Source organism: Agromyces sp. Y575, from assembly GCF_059445445.1.
Genome location: NZ_JCAIUI010000003.1, coordinates 630,034 through 644,729, shown reverse-complemented (window position 1 = coordinate 644,729; position 14,696 = coordinate 630,034). Strand labels below are relative to the sequence as shown.

General features: G+C 67.7%; 13 protein-coding genes. 4 read left to right on the top strand and 9 right to left on the bottom strand.

The features are described 5' to 3' along the window. Window positions 1–6: 6 nt before the first annotated feature. The 3 genes from infB to nusA form a co-directional block, all read right to left on the bottom strand. A complete protein-coding gene (infB, locus tag AC1C2U_RS15080) occupies window positions 7–2,844 on the bottom strand; it encodes a translation initiation factor IF-2 (protein WP_495362575.1) in 2,838 nt (945 codons plus the stop codon). 83 nt (window positions 2,845–2,927) lie between these two features. Continuing rightward, entirely contained in the window at window positions 2,928–3,188 is a 261-nt protein-coding gene (locus AC1C2U_RS15075; RefSeq protein WP_495362574.1) for a YlxR family protein, read from the bottom strand. A gap of 78 nt (window positions 3,189–3,266) precedes the next feature. Next, complete coding sequence (gene nusA / locus AC1C2U_RS15070) at window positions 3,267–4,265, bottom strand: transcription termination factor NusA (protein WP_495362573.1); 999 nt, start codon at window positions 4,263–4,265, stop codon at window positions 3,267–3,269. Window positions 4,266–4,378: 113 nt separating this feature from the next. Between nusA and AC1C2U_RS15065 the strand changes: the two genes are divergently transcribed. Both AC1C2U_RS15065 and AC1C2U_RS15060 read left to right on the top strand, forming a co-directional pair. Further along, complete coding sequence (locus AC1C2U_RS15065) at window positions 4,379–5,878, top strand: alanine/glycine:cation symporter family protein (RefSeq protein ID WP_495362572.1); 1,500 nt, start codon at window positions 4,379–4,381, stop codon at window positions 5,876–5,878. Window positions 5,879–6,090: 212 nt separating this feature from the next. After that, window positions 6,091–6,579, top strand: a complete 489-nt coding sequence (locus AC1C2U_RS15060; RefSeq protein ID WP_495362571.1) for a hypothetical protein — start codon at window positions 6,091–6,093, stop codon at window positions 6,577–6,579. Between the two features lie 99 nt (window positions 6,580–6,678). On the opposite strand, the gene AC1C2U_RS15055 is transcribed toward AC1C2U_RS15060, so the two are convergent. After that, window positions 6,679–8,442 (bottom strand): proline--tRNA ligase, encoded by a 1,764-nt coding sequence (locus tag AC1C2U_RS15055; RefSeq protein WP_495362570.1) that lies wholly within the window; start codon window positions 8,440–8,442, stop codon window positions 6,679–6,681. Between the two features lie 40 nt (window positions 8,443–8,482). Here AC1C2U_RS15055 and AC1C2U_RS15050 point away from each other — a divergent pair, with 40 nt between their 5' ends. Further along, a complete protein-coding gene (locus tag AC1C2U_RS15050) occupies window positions 8,483–9,922 on the top strand; it encodes an RNB domain-containing ribonuclease (protein ID WP_495362569.1) in 1,440 nt (479 codons plus the stop codon). 27 nt (window positions 9,923–9,949) lie between these two features. On the opposite strand, the gene AC1C2U_RS15045 is transcribed toward AC1C2U_RS15050, so the two are convergent. The 3 genes from AC1C2U_RS15045 to AC1C2U_RS15035 form a co-directional block, all read right to left on the bottom strand. Further along, window positions 9,950–10,108 (bottom strand): hypothetical protein, encoded by a 159-nt coding sequence (locus tag AC1C2U_RS15045; RefSeq protein WP_495362568.1) that lies wholly within the window; start codon window positions 10,106–10,108, stop codon window positions 9,950–9,952. 74 nt (window positions 10,109–10,182) lie between these two features. Further along, window positions 10,183–11,313: a flavodoxin-dependent (E)-4-hydroxy-3-methylbut-2-enyl-diphosphate synthase gene (ispG, locus tag AC1C2U_RS15040; RefSeq protein ID WP_495362567.1), complete on the bottom strand. Its 1,131-nt coding sequence runs from the start codon at window positions 11,311–11,313 to the stop codon at window positions 10,183–10,185. 114 nt (window positions 11,314–11,427) lie between these two features. Then, complete coding sequence (locus AC1C2U_RS15035) at window positions 11,428–12,519, bottom strand: YihY/virulence factor BrkB family protein (RefSeq protein WP_495362566.1); 1,092 nt, start codon at window positions 12,517–12,519, stop codon at window positions 11,428–11,430. 187 nt (window positions 12,520–12,706) lie between these two features. Here AC1C2U_RS15035 and AC1C2U_RS15030 point away from each other — a divergent pair, with 187 nt between their 5' ends. Beyond that, window positions 12,707–12,889, top strand: coding sequence for a hypothetical protein (locus tag AC1C2U_RS15030; protein WP_495362565.1), 183 nt, complete (start codon window positions 12,707–12,709; stop codon window positions 12,887–12,889). 107 nt (window positions 12,890–12,996) lie between these two features. Here the strand turns inward: AC1C2U_RS15030 and AC1C2U_RS15025 are convergent, their stop codons facing one another. Together AC1C2U_RS15025 and AC1C2U_RS15020 are read right to left on the bottom strand one after the other, a co-directional pair. Then, window positions 12,997–14,046, bottom strand: a complete 1,050-nt coding sequence (locus AC1C2U_RS15025; protein WP_495362564.1) for an alpha/beta hydrolase — start codon at window positions 14,044–14,046, stop codon at window positions 12,997–12,999. A gap of 16 nt (window positions 14,047–14,062) precedes the next feature. Continuing rightward, window positions 14,063–14,695 (bottom strand): CoA transferase subunit B, encoded by a 633-nt coding sequence (locus AC1C2U_RS15020; RefSeq protein WP_495362563.1) that lies wholly within the window; start codon window positions 14,693–14,695, stop codon window positions 14,063–14,065. Window position 14,696: the final 1 nt, after the last annotated feature.

Here is a 14,696-nt window from a genome sequence, read left to right as displayed (position 1 = left end):
CACGAGCTATGCCCGGGGCTTCTCCCGCATTTCGATGGTCTCGATCTCGTCGCCGACCTGGATGTCGTTGAACTTGCCGAGGCCGATACCCGCCTCGAAGTCCGTACGGACCTCGGTGACGTCGTCTTTGAAGCGACGCAGCGATTCGATCGCGAGGTTGTCGCCGACGACGACGCCATCGCGGATGACGCGAGCCTTGGCGTTGCGCGTGATCGTTCCCGATCGCACGATGACACCGGCGATGTTGCCGATCTTCGAGGAGCGGAACACCTCGCGGATCTCGGCGACACCCGACTGCACCTCTTCGTACTCGGGCTTCAGCATGCCCTTCAGCGAGTCCTCGATCTCGTCGATCGCGTTGTAGATCACCGAGTAGAAGCGGATGTCGACGCCCTCACGAGCTGCACGCTCGCGCGCCTTCGTGTCGGGGCGCACGTTGAACCCGACGATGATCGCGTTGTCGATCGTCGCGAGGTTGACGTCGCTCTCGGTGATCGCACCCACACCGCGGTGGAGGATGCGAAGCTGCACCGAGTCGTCGACCTCGATCTTGAGCAGCGACTCTTCGAGCGCCTCGACGGCACCCGAGACGTCACCCTTGATGATGAGGTTGAGCGACTCGACCTTGCCCTCTTCGAGTGCACGGGTGAAGTCTTCGAGCGAGATGCGCTTGCGGGCCTTCGCCAGCTGCGCGTTGCGCTCGGCGGCTTCACGCTTCTCGGCGATCTGACGCGCGGTGCGGTCTTCTTCAGTGACGAGGAAGGTGTCACCGGCGCGCGGGACGCTCGAGAGGCCCTGCACCTGCACGGGTCGCGACGGGGTGGCTTCGAGCACGGCGTCGCCGTTCTCATCGGCCATCGCACGAACGCGGCCGTACGCAGTGCCCGCGACGATCGCATCGCCGACGCGCAGCGTGCCCGACTGGATGAGCACGGTCGCAACTGCACCGCGCCCCTTGTCGAGCTTGGCCTCGATGGCCACACCACGCGCTGCCTTGTTGGGGTTCGCACGCATGTCGAGACCGGCGTCGGCCGTGAGCAGCACGGCATCGAGGAGTTCCTTGATGCCGATGTTCTCGCGAGCCGAGACGTCGACGAACATGACGTCGCCGCCGTACTCCTCGGCGACCAGGCCGAACTCGGTGAGCTGCTGGCGCACCTTGGCGGGATTCGCGTCGGGCTTGTCGATCTTGTTCACCGCGACCACGATCGGCACGTTGGCCGACTGCGCGTGGTTCAAGGCCTCGATCGTCTGCGGCATGATGCCGTCATCGGCCGCGACGACCAGGATCGCGATGTCGGTGACCTGCGCACCACGGGCACGCATGGCGGTGAACGCCTCGTGGCCCGGAGTGTCGATGAAGGTGATCGGGCGATCGATGCCCTCGTGCTCGGCGTGCACCTGGTATGCACCGATGTGCTGGGTGATGCCGCCGGCCTCGCCATCGACGACGTTCGCGTTGCGAATCGCGTCGAGGAGGCGGGTCTTACCGTGGTCGACGTGGCCCATGACGGTCACGACCGGGGGACGCTGCTGGAGCTCTTCGTCGGTCTCGTCCTCGAGCTCCTGGTCGAGGTCGATGTCGAAGCCCTCGAGAAGCTCGCGGTCTTCGTCTTCAGGAGAGACGACCTGGATCTTGTAGCCGAGCTCTTCGCCGAGCACCTGGAAGGTTGCCTCGTCGAGCGACTCGGTCGCGGTCGCCATCTCACCGAGGTGGAACAGCACGGTCACGAGCGAACCGGGGTTCGCGTCGATCTTGTCGGCGAAGTCGGAGATCGAGGAGCCGCGCCGGAGCCGGACGACGGTGTTGCCGTCGCCACGGGGAACGCTCACGCCGCCGAGCGACGGGGCCTCCCGCATCTCGAACTCTGCCCGCTTCGTCCGCTTCGACTTGCGCGACTTGCTCTTGCCGCCACCGCGGCCGAATGCACCTGCGGTACCGCCGCCGGGGCCACGGCCACGGCCACCGCCACCAGAGGGACGGGGGCCGCCGAAGCCACCACCGGGTGCGCCGCCGGGGCGCTGGAAGCCGCCACCGGGTGCGCCACCGGGACGAGCACCTGCACCGCCACCTGCGCCACCTGCGCCACCGGGACGCTGGAAGCCGCCACCGGGACGACCACCACCCGCACCGGCCGGGCGCGGAGCGCCGGGACGCGGTGAACCGGGACGCGGCGCCTGCGGGCGGGGGATGTTGCCGGGGCTCGGGCGTTGACCCATGCCCTGGGCGCTCGAGAACGGGTTGTTGCCCGGGCGCGGCTGGGCCGGGCGCGAGCCCATGCCCTGCGCGCTCGAGAACGGGTTGTTGCCGGGGCGCGGGGTACCGGCACCGGGACGCGGAGCCCCGGGACGCGGGGCCGTGCTGGCAGAGGCCGGCGCACCGGACGGCGCGGCGACATCGGTTTCGGTCGAAGCGGCCGCCGGAGCATCCGACGACTTCTCGGCCGCGGCCTGCGCGGCTCGCTCTTCGGCCTGCGCCTGACGCTCGGCGACCGTGAGCGGCACCTCGGCGACGGGAGCGACATCAGCTTCGGGGGCCGCCGCGGGCGCAGGAGCTTCTGCGGGCGCCTCAGGGGCGGCCGGGCGCTTCGGAGCGGGCTTGGGGCCCGGCTTCGCGCCGGGCTTGGCTCCGGTCGCTGCGGGAGCGGGAGCGGCGGCGGGCGCTGCGGCCCGGGCCGCGCTTGCGGCCTCGAGCGCGGCCTTCAGCCGCCGAGCGACGGGGGGTTCGATGGACGACGAGGGTCCCTTGACGTACTCGCCCATCTCCTTGAGCTTCTCAAGGGCGATCTTGCTGTCGACACCGAGTTCGCTTGCGATCTCGTGTACGCGTGGTTTGGCAGCCACTTCTCTCCTGTTCCGGGTCCGACCCCGGACAGGGGCAGACCATCAATGACGGACGGGTCTCATTTCGAGCCGCTCATGAGTCGTTACTCATTAGTGATCACGCCGTTCAGCCTGTTCTCTACGTTGCTGGTGTCCACCTCGCCGCGAATGCGGAGTGCACGCCCGAAGGCGTGTCGCCGCACGGCGAGCCGGTAGCACTCGAGTGACGGATGCAGCCACGCACCCCTGCCCGGAAGCACAGCCGCATCATCTGCGATGACGTGGGAGTTCTGGGTGACGACCCTCAGAAGCGAGGACCGCGGGGCGCGCGAACGGCATCCGATGCACGTTCTGACGGGTTCCATCTTACACTCTGCGTTGTTCGTCCGCCGACGGCGGCCGTTCGGTGGATATTGGCGTCGGCCGCAGGGCGGCCGTTGGCCTCAGTTCGACTCGAGGACCGAGTCGGGCTGGATGTCGATCTTCGCGCCCGTCAACTTCGCGGCGAGACGGGCGTTCTGACCCTCCTTGCCGATGGCGAGCGAGAGCTGGTAATCGGGAACGAGGGCGCGCACGGCCCGCGTCGACTCGTCGATCACGAACGCGCTCGTGACCTTCGCGGGGCTCAGGGCGCTCGCGACGAACGTCGCGAGGTCATCGTTCCAGTCGACGATGTCGATCTTCTCGGAGCCGAGCTCGGCGGTGACGGCGCGCACGCGCTGTCCGAGTTCGCCGATCGCGGCACCCTTGGCGTTCACGCCGGGCTGCGTGGCGCGCACGGCGATCTTGGTGCGGTGACCGGCCTCGCGGGCGAGCGAAACGATCTCGACGACGCCGGAGGCGATCTCGGGCACCTCGAGGGCGAAGAGCTTGCGCACGAGCGCCGGATGCGTGCGCGACACCGTGATCGACGGGCCTTTCATGCCCTTGGCGACACTCGTCACGTAGACGCGGATGCGCTGGCCGTGCAGGTACTCCTCGCCGGGAACCTGTTCTTCGGGCGGCAGGATCGCCTCGACCGTGCCGAGGTCGATGTGCACCATGCGCGGGTTCGGGCCCTGCTGGATGATGCCGGCGACGATGTCGCCCTCACGCCCGCGGAACTCGCCGAGCACCGCATCGTCGGCGATGTCGCGCAGACGCTGATTGATGACCTGCTTCGCGGCGAACGCGGCGATGCGCCCGAAGTCGCTCGGGGAGTCTTCGGCCTCGCCGATGACGTTGCCCTCTTCGTCGAGCTCGGGAACGTACACCGAGACGTGACCGGTCTTGCGGTCGAGGTGGGCGCGCACACCTTCGGGGTTCGCGTGGCCGTGCTGGTCGGGATGCGTGTGCTTCAAGTACGCCATCAGAATGGCCTGCTCGATGATCTCCACCAGTTCGTCGAATGGGATCTCTTTCTCGCGCTCCATCATCCGCAGCACGCTGAGGTCGATATCCATAACCCGGCCTCCTCTATTCAGCTCTCAAGCCGCTTCCCCTCGGAGCGGACAGGACTCTACGGTACCGGATGTCGCGGCACTCGAGCGGCCACGCAAAGCGCAATACTGAGCACATGCATAGCATCAACGAGTGGGTGCTCGCCGCAGGCGATGCGTTCTGGACGTGGATCGTGCTGCCCGTGGTCGTGGTGCTCGGCGTGTACTTCACCGTACGCTCCGGCGTGGTGCAGTTCCGGCTCATTCCCGAGATGCTCCGCACACTGACAGACAAGACCCCGCGCGACGCCTCGGGCCGGCCGCAGTCGGTCTCCGCATTCCAGGCGTTCACCATCTCCGCGGCCTCGCGCGTCGGCGTCGGCAACATCGCGGGTGTCGGAACGGCGATCGCCGTCGGCGGCCCGGGCGCGATCTTCTGGATGTGGGTCATGGCGTTCATCGGCGGCGCATCGAGCTTCGTCGAGTCGACGCTCGGCCAGCTCTTCAAGGTGCGCGATCGTGACGGCTTCCGCGGTGGCCCGGCGTACTACATGCAACGGGGCCTCCGCGCCCGATGGATGGGCGTGGCCTTTGCGATCGTGCTCATCGTCTGCTTCCCCTTCGCGTTCTCGTCGCTCCAGGCGAACACGATCAGCGCGACGGTCGGCACGACGATCAGCCCCGACGGCGCTCCCGACTGGGTCTCATGGGTCGTCGGCATCGTGCTCGCCGCGCTCATCGGGCTCGTCGTGTTCGGCGGCGTGCGGCGCATCGCCTCGGTGACTCAGGCGGTCGTACCCCTGATGGCACTGCTCTATCTGCTGCTCGGACTCGTCATCGTCGTGATGAATTTCTCGCAGTTTCCCGAGGTCTTCGCCTCGATCTTCACCCAGGCGTTCGGCTACAACGAGGTCATCGGGGCCACGCTCGGCATGATCGTGCTGACCGGCGTGAAACGCGGCATGTTCTCGAACGAAGCCGGGCTCGGCTCGGCTCCGAACGCCGGCGCGAGCGCCGCGGTGACCCACCCGGTCAAGCAGGGACTCGTGCAGACGCTCGGCGTCTACTTCGACACCTTCCTCGTCTGTACGATCACGGCGTTCATCATCCTCGTCTCGAGCCCTGATCTCGAAGGCGCCACCCGCGGCATCGGGCTGACGCAGAATGCGGTCGTCGCGAACCTCGGCGCATGGTCGAGCGTCGTGCTGAGCGTCATCATCTTCCTGCTCGCGTTCAGCTCGATTCTCGGCAACTACTACTACGGCGAGTCCAACATCGAGTTCATCACCCGTCGTCGCTCAGTGCTCGCCGTCTACCGCGTGCTCACAATCGTCGCGATCTTCGTCGGCTCCGTGGCATCCTCTGATCTCATCTGGAACACCGCCGACGGCGTCATGGGCATCATGGCGATCATCAATCTCGTGGCGATCGCGCTGCTGTCGGGCATCGCGTTCAGGTTGCTGCGCGACTACTCGCGGCAACGCAGGGCAGGGCTGAACCCGGTCTTCACCCGCGATCTCCTGCCGGACGTCAGCGGCATCGAGTGCTGGGAAGACGCGCAGAGCGTCACCGGGCCCGTCGACTCCGCGAGGCTCCGCCACGAGGCCGACAAGCACCGCGACCACCTGCACGGCTGAGGCGCGCGGCGGGTCGCCTGAGAGCTGCAACTCGGGCTTGATCGTCTGCTTCGTGCCCTCGGCTCATCCGGCAGGTCACGATTCGGTTACTGCTGTTGACGACACCAACCCATGACCGCTTCGGTGTGGCAATGACATTAACACTTAATAAGAAAGATCACACTCTGCGACGTATCATCCTCGCAAGCGTGGCAGTGCTGGTAGCAACTCTGATGAGCTCGGGAACGGCAATGGCCGCCGACAGCTGGCACGACGTGCAGGAGCCATGGGAGTCGGTGACCGAGCCGGACGTGACTCGGGCACCCGCTGCTCGCTACTGCGGCGACTTCGACCTCGAGACGCGCACGTTGCAGCAGGGAGTCCGTGGCCGGGTGCTCTCGCGATGGGAGAACGGAAATGTCCGAGAGCAGGAGTACCTCGGCCCCTACATCGTCGAAGCGGTCAATGTCGAGACCGGAGCGTCGAAGCGGTACAACATCAGCGGCCACGCGACCTACATGTTCTCCGAGGCGGGAGCCCTGCAGACGGTCGACGCCAATGGCCCATTCGCCCTGGGCTGGCCGGTCGGGAGCGCTCCGGACCTGCCGAATGGCTACTACTACGTGACCGGCCGGCACATCGTGTCGTTCGCGGCCACCGGGATCCGCTCGATGGAGCTCAACCACGGCCGCGAAGAGAACATGTGTGACGCCGTGAGGTGATCGCCCGCCGATTGGTGCCGAATCGATGAACGCCGTGCCTGTGCATCGATTCGGCACCTATTGCGGATACGTCACGGCGAGGCATCCCGCTCGCCGGGTTCAGGCGAGTGCCGTGACGACCTCGCCGATCGGCACTTGCGTGCGCTCGCCGCTCGCGCGATCCCACACCTCGACGAGGCCATCGACCACCCCGCGGCCGGCGATCACGATCTTCGGGATGCCGATGAGCTCGGCGTCGCCGAACTTCACTCCGGGTGAGACCTTCGGGCGGTCGTCGAAGAGCACGTCGTATCCGGATGCCTCGAGCTGCGCCACGATCGTCTCGGCAGCCTCGAACACGGCCGTGTCTTTACCGGCTGCGAGCACGTGCACGTCGAACGGTGCGACGGACGGCGGCCAGATGAGCCCCTTGTCGTCGTTGTTGTCTTCCGCGATGATCGCGAGGATGCGGGTCACCCCGATGCCGTACGAACCCATCGTGACCGTGACGAGCTTGCCGTTCTCGTCGAGCACCTTGAGGCCGAGCACATCTGAGAAGAAGCGACCGAGTTGGAAGACGTGGCCGATCTCCATGCCTCGGGCCAGCTCGACCGGGCCGGAGCCGTCGGGTGCGGGGTCGCCGGCGCGCACGTTCGCAGCCTCGACGGTGCCGTCGGCGACGAAGTCACGACCCGCGACGAGGCCGAACACGTGCTTCTGGTCGGCATTCGCGCCCGTGATCCACTCGGTGCCGTCGACCACGCGGGGGTCGACGAGGTAGCGGATGCCGGTGGCCGACTCTTCACCGAGCACGGCGCCGTCGGCCGACCACGGGCCGATGTAGCCCTTCACGAGGCCGGGGTGCTTCGCGAAGTCCGCGTCGGTCGCGGGCTCGACCACGCCGGGGGCGAACGCCACCTCGACGCGCTTCATCTCGACATCGCGGTCGCCCGGCAGTCCGATGACGACGACCTCGCGGGCGCCGTCGGCCTGCACGACGGCGAGCACGACGTTCTTCAGCGTGTCCGCTGCGGTCCACTCGCGGCCGTCGGGTCGCGGGTACTCGGCGTTCGCGAGGTCGACGAGCGTCGCGATCGTCGGCGTGTTCGGCGAGTCGAGCACAACAGCGGCGGGCAGACCGTCGAACGGCAGCGCGGGCGGCACGATCGTCTCGAACGCCTCGACGTTGGCCGCATACCCGCCGGCCGAGCGCACGAAGGTGTCTTCGCCCACCGGGGTCGGGTGCAGGAACTCCTCGCTGCGAGCGCCACCCATGAGCCCGTTGTCCGCCTTCACGATCACGTACTCGAGGCCGAGGCGCTGGAAGATCCGTTCGTAGGCGTCGCGCTGATTCTGGTAGCTGGCGTCGAGGCCTTCATCGGTCACGTCGAACGAGTACGCGTCTTTCATCGTGAACTCGCGGCCGCGCAGGAGGCCCGCGCGAGGGCGTGTTTCGTCTCGGTACTTGTCCTGGATCTGGTAAATGGCGAGTGGCAGATCCTTGTAGGAGGAATAGAGGTCCTTCACCAGCAGCGTGAACATCTCCTCGTGGGTCGGTGCGAGGAGGTAGTCACCACCCTTCCGGTCGTGCATCCGGAAGATGTTGTCGCCATAGCTCTCCCAGCGACCGCTCTGCTCGTAGGGCTCGCGCGGCAGCAGCGCAGGGAAGTGCACCTCGTGTGCACCCGCGTTCGTCATCTCCTCGCGGATGATCCCCTCGATCTTCGCCTTCACGCGAAGACCCAGCGGCAGCCACGCGAAGATGCCCGGCGCCTGGCGGCGGATGTAGCCGGCGCGCACGAGCAGGCGGTGGCTCGTGACCTCGGCATCGGCGGGGTCTTCACGGAGCGTGCGGAGGAAGTAGTTCGTCAGGCGTGTGGGCACCCGACGATTCTAGTTCGGGCGCTCACCCTAGGCTGGGCGCATGACAGCACGACGCCATCATGTCGCCGTCTCCGCCGCGCAGAGCGAACTCGCCACGGCACTCGCAGAGCTCCGCGATGAGCTCGAGCTGCCCGCCGTCTTCCCGCCGGAGGTCGACGCCGAGGCATCCGCGACGCTCACCTCGACACCGCCGCCCGAGGGTGATCTTCGCGAGATCGAGTTCGTCACGATCGACCCGCCCGGTTCGACCGATCTCGACCAGGCGTTGCACATCGCGCGCAAGACCGCCGGCTTCATCGTGCACTATGCGATCGCGGATGTCCCGGGCTGGGTGCGCCCCGACGGCGCCGTCGACCACGAGGCCAGACGCCGCGGCCAGACTCTGTATGCCGCCGACGGGCGAGTGCCGCTGCATCCGCCCGTGCTCAGCGAGGACCGTTCCTCGCTCCTGCCCGACGCCGACCGCAGCGCGTTCGTGTGGTCGTTCGAACTCGACCGGCACGGCGTGGTTACCGGCACACAGCTCGCTCGCGCAACAGTGCGCTCGCGCGAACAGTTGACCTACGACGACGCGCAAGCGCGCATCGATGCAGGTGACGGGGGCTCATCGCTCACCCTCCTCCGCGAGGTCGGGCTCCTGCGCATCGAGCTCGAGCGCGCCCGCGGCGGCGCCAGCCTCAACTCTCCCGACGAGGAGATCGTGCGCACGCCCGACGGCGGCTACGCCCTCGAACGCCGACACCCGCTGCCGGTCGAGGAGTGGAACGCGCAGCTCTCCCTCATGACCGGCATGGCCGCAGCAGAGCTCATGATCGGTGCGCGCATCGGCATACTCCGCACGATGCCGAAGCCGACCGAGGATCGAATCGCCGCATTCCGCATTCAGACGCAGGCGCTCGGGCGACCATGGCCCGAGACGATCTCGTACGGCGAATACCTTCGCGGGCTCGACCGGGATGATCCCGTCTCGCTCGCGGTGATGCAGGTGGCGTCCGGACTCTTCCGTGGTGCGGGCTATGTCGTGATCGATGGTGCGATTCCGCCTGATCCGATGCAATCGGCGATCGCTGCGCCCTACGCGCACGTCACCGCGCCACTGCGCCGCCTCGTCGATCGGTGGGCGCTCGTCGTGTGCGAAGCGGTCAGCTCCCGCCGCGAGGTACCCGAATGGGCTCGCTCATCGCTCGCCTCGCTCCCGTCGCTCATGGGTGCGTCGTCGCAGCGGGCGAGTCAGCTCGACGCGGCATCCGTGGCCCGGGTGGAGGCCGCCGTGCTGCACGGGCACATCGGGGAACGCTTCACTGTGACGGTGCTCGAGGTGCGCGGTGAGAACGCCGTGATCCAGCTCGCGGAGCCCGCCGTCTCGGCAACGTGCCCAGCGCCGGCGGGAGTGCGCGCCGGCACGGAACTCGACGTCGTGCTGGAGTCGGCCGACATCCGCGCGGGCGCAGTGCAGTTCCGAGTCGCCGACGCGGCCTGACGTCGGAGCGACTCGAGCCGTCGCCGGTCAGACGCCCTCGACGTCTTCCTCGTCGTCGAGCGCGAACCCCTCGAGATCGCCTTCGGCTGCCGTCGCAGCGTCGTCGGTGCCCTCGTGGAGCGTGCCCATGCCATCGGGATACCCCGCTTCGTCAGGGTATTCGAACTCGGTGCCGTCTCCGCTCATCGCGGTCTCCTCTCGCGATCGGATGCCGCAGGGCACCCGTTTTCGCCCACCCTACGCTCGGGCGGCGCCCGCGACTACGGGGTGAGCACCTCGGGCGTGCCGACCGGCGCGTCTGCGCCCATCTCGTCGGCGATGCGGTTGGCCTCTTCGATCAGGGTCGCGACGATCTCGGACTCGGGCACGGTCTTGATGACCTCGCCCTTCACGAAGATCTGGCCCTTGCCGTTGCCGGATGCCACGCCGAGGTCGGCTTCGCGAGCCTCGCCGGGGCCGTTGACGACGCAGCCCATGACGGCGACGCGGAGCGGCACGGTCATTCCTTCGAGACCGTCGGTCACGTCGTTCGCGAGCTTGTACACGTCGACCTGAGCGCGGCCGCACGACGGGCACGAGACGATCTCGAGCTTGCGCTCACGGAGGTTCAGCGACTGCAGGATCTGCAGGCCGACCTTGATCTCCTCGACGGGCGGAGCGGAAAGCGAGACGCGGATGGTGTCGCCGATGCCCTCGCCGAGCAGGATGCCGAACGCCGTCGCCGACTTGATCGTGCCCTGGAATGCGGGGCCCGCCTCGGTCACGCCGAGGTGCAGCGGCCAGTCGCCGCGCTCTGCGAGCAACCGGTAGGCCTTCACCATGACGATGGGGTCGTTGTGCTTGACCGAGATCTTGAAGTCGTGGAAGTCGTGCTCCTCGAAGAGGCTCGCCTCCCACACCGCCGACTCGACGAGTGCCTCGGGCGTCGCCTTGCCGTACTTCTGGAGCAGGCGCGGGTCGAGTGAGCCGGCGTTCACGCCGATGCGGAGTGACACGCCGGCCGCCTTCGCCGCGGTTGCGATCTCGCCGATGCGGTCGTCGAACTTGCGGATGTTGCCGGGGTTCACGCGCACAGCGGCGCAACCCGCGTCGATCGCGGCGAACACGTAGTTCGGCTGGAAGTGGATGTCGGCGATGACCGGGATCTGGCTCTTCTTCGCGATGATCGGCAAGGCTTCGGCGTCGTCGCGGCTCGGCACTGCGACCCGCACGATGTCGCAACCCGAAGCTGTGAGCTCGGCGATCTGCTGCAGGGTGGCGTTGATGTTCGTCGTGGGCGTCGTGGTCATCGACTGAACGCTCACCTGAGCGTCGCCGCCCACGAGCACCTTGCCCACCTTGATCTGGCGGGACTTGCGTCGCGGGGCCAGTACCTCAGGGACTTTGGGCATTCCGAGATTCACAGCAGGCACGATCCGAGTCTACTTCCGCGCGGAGGGTCGACGGCTGAGATGCGGATGCCGCTTCGCTCAGCGCTCTTCGTGCATCTCGATCGGAGCGGCGGCCTACCGCCGCTCCTCACCCGAATTCGCGGCGTTCCCGTCGTCTTCGTCCGCGTGCTCCAAGCGGATCTTTCGGCCGAGCTCGATGTCTTCCTGCTCCTTCTTCGCAGCCTTGTCGCTCTTGCGGGTGTCGCGCGGCGGGAGCTGGATGTTCTCCTCGGCGCGGATGCCCGCCTGGAGCTGGCGTCCGCGCTCGAGCTCGGCGTCGAATTCCGCCCCGAAGAGCAGAGCGCAGTTCGCGAGCCAGAGCCAGAGCAGGAACACGATCGCGCCGGCGAAGGAGCCGTACGTGCGGTCGTAGTTCGAGAAGTTCGCCACGTAGAGCGCGAACCCGGCGGAGACGATCACGAGCACGACGATCGCGATCACGGCGCCGACGCTGATCCAGCGGAACTTCGGCTGCTTCGCATTCGGAGTGGCGTAGTAGAGGATCGCGATGGCGAGAATCACGGCGAGTGCCAGCAGTGGCCACTTCGCGATCTCCCAGACGATCGTGACGGCCTCTCCTAGGCCGAGTGCTTCGCCGAGCGCCTCGGTGACGGGCCCCGATACCACGAGGATGACCGCCATCACGACGATGAGCAGGAGCGTGATGATCGTCACGACGAGCTGCATCGGGCGCAGCTTCCAGAACGGGCGGCCCTCATCGATCTCGTAGATGGCGTTCATGCCCCGACTGAACGCGCCGACGTACCCGGAGGCCGACCAGATGGCGATCACCAGACCGGTCACGAACCCGAAGCCGGCCGCGGGCGACGTGCTGAAGTCCTCGATCGGGCCGCGAATGACGTCGAGCACCTCACCGGGCGCCACCTGTTCGACGAAGCCGAAGATCTGGTCGATCGCACGCTGTCCCTGCCCGACCAGCGCGAGCAGCGACATGATGGCGAGCAGGGCCGGGAAGAGGGCGAGCACCCCGTAGTACGTGAGCGATGCGGCGCGGTCCAGGCACTCGTCGTCGATGAACTCACGGAAGCTCCTGCGAAGCACGTACATCCACGAGCTCTTGGAGACCTCGGCGGGCGTGTCGGGCTTGCGGTCGTCGTCGGGCGCCGGTGCCTCCTGCTTGGTACGGCTTCCTCCATCTGCGGCCACGGTGTCCTCCTCGATCGATGGATGCCTCGACGGTGCGCCGTGCGGACGAGCCGACGGCCGGTGGAGCGCCGACCTCGCCGGGCGGTGACTCGCCCGTGCTCCCAGTGTGGGACCGGGATCTTCCCTGCGACAGACCTTCCCGCCGGGGCCGGTCGCGCGCTATAGTGCAGCGCTCAGGCGAGCCCCGGTGTCGGAGTGCGTCCTCGCGGGTCCGCGCGACGTCGCGATCGCGACGCTTGCCGTTTCGGGGCCCGTGAACGTGACTCCGAAGCTCGGCATGCTGGGCGCTTCGCTCGCGGCCGTCGACGGCGAGGGGGTGACGGGGTTGCCACACAACCTGCGAGCAGTGTCGCAGCGAGCATCGCCGTAACGGTGATCGCGACTGCGTCGCTACGCGCATCTGCGCGCATTGCCTCGGGACACGGTATCGGTGCAGAGGGGCATTCCGGACGTCAGGGTCTGCCCCGATGCGCACCGTCAGACGGTCAGATGGGCGACGAGCGCGTCGCGGAACGCCTCGGGATGCTCGAGGTGCGGCGAGTGCCCGCAGTTCTCGAGCGCGAGCTCGGTGACGACACCACCGCGTGCCGCGTACTCCGCGAGCACCGCTCGCGTCTGCGACACCATCGGTTGGACCGAAGCGACCTCATCACCCGGCCAACCCGGGATGATGCCCGCCTTGCCGAGCTGGTTGAGATCGAAGAACGAGTTGTCGCCGACGATCGCGTCCTGTTGGCCGTGGATCCAGAGGATCGGCGGCTTCACGTCGAGGTCCACGATGCCCGCGGTGTTGAAGACGGAGGGCGCCATCGTGTTGAGCACGCCGCCGCCGCCCGGCGCGAACCCCGGCCACGTCTCGGAGACCGTCGAGTCCCCGGGGTAGTTGTCGAGCCCGATCGCCGTCGAGAGCATCGACTCGATCCAGACGTCTTCATGCTCCGAGACGAAACCGGGCGCGACGTAGCTCGAGCGGTACACGGCTCGTGGCGAACCTGCCTCGTCGCTGCGGTCGCCGGCGGCGAGCCGGGCCACGAAGTCGAGGTTCGCTCCCCCGCCGCCGGTGCCCGCGGCATCCGATGTCAGCAGCGAACCGTCGAGCGCCGTGCCGCCGAAACCGTACGGCGACACCGTCGACTGCAGGGTGAGGCTCGCGACGAGCTCGGGCCGGTCGAGCAGCAGCTGCATCGCCACGCCGCCGCCCATGCTCCAGCCGACGAGGTGCACGGCGCCGAGCTCGAGGGCATCGAGGACGGATGCCACGTCGTCGGAGAAGTCCCGAAGTCCGCGGGTGGCATCGACCGGCAGCGTCTCGCTGTCGCCGAACCCGCGCAGATCGACGGCGTACGCCGCGATCTCGGGCGGCAAGGCGAGCATCATCGGTTGCCAGAACAGCGATGACGAGACGTTGCCGTGCACGAAGACCACGGCCTTCGACGGGGCATCCGCTCGTCGTTCGAGCACACCGGCGGTCAGGCGCGGCGTCCGCAGCCGGCGGGCATCGATACCGGGGAAGATCGTGTCGACCAAGATTTCGCCTTCCGGATCAGGAGGTGATGAGCGGCGGCTCGGTGGCGGCGACGACCTCGTCGACCGTCACCCCGGGAGCGCACTCGACGAGCCGCAGGCCTTCGGGCGTCACGTCGATGACGGCGAGGTCGGTGATGATGCGGTCGACGACGCGTCGTCCGGTGAGGGGCAACGAGCACTCGTTCACGATCTTCGCGGAGCCATCCTTCGCGACGTGTTCCATGAGCACGATCACCTTGCGGGCGCCGTGCACGAGATCCATCGCGCCGCCTGGGCCCTTCACCATCTTGCCGGGGATCATCCAGTTGGCGAGGTCACCCGTCGCCGACACCTGCATGGCGCCGAGGATGGCGGCGTCGATCTTGCCGCCCCGGATCATGCCGAAGCTCGTCGCCGAGTCGAAGTACGCGGCACCGGGCAACACCGTCACCGTCTCCTTGCCCGCGTTGATGAGGTCGGGGTCGACCGCATCTTCGGTCGGGTACGGACCGACGCCGAGGATGCCGTTCTCGGACTGCAGCAGGATCGTGACCCCGTCGGGCACGTAGTTCGGCACGAGCGTGGGCAGGCCGATGCCGAGGTTCACGTACGAGCCGTCGGCGAGTTCACGGGCGGCCCTCGCGGCCATCTCGAGGCGGGTCAGTGCCATC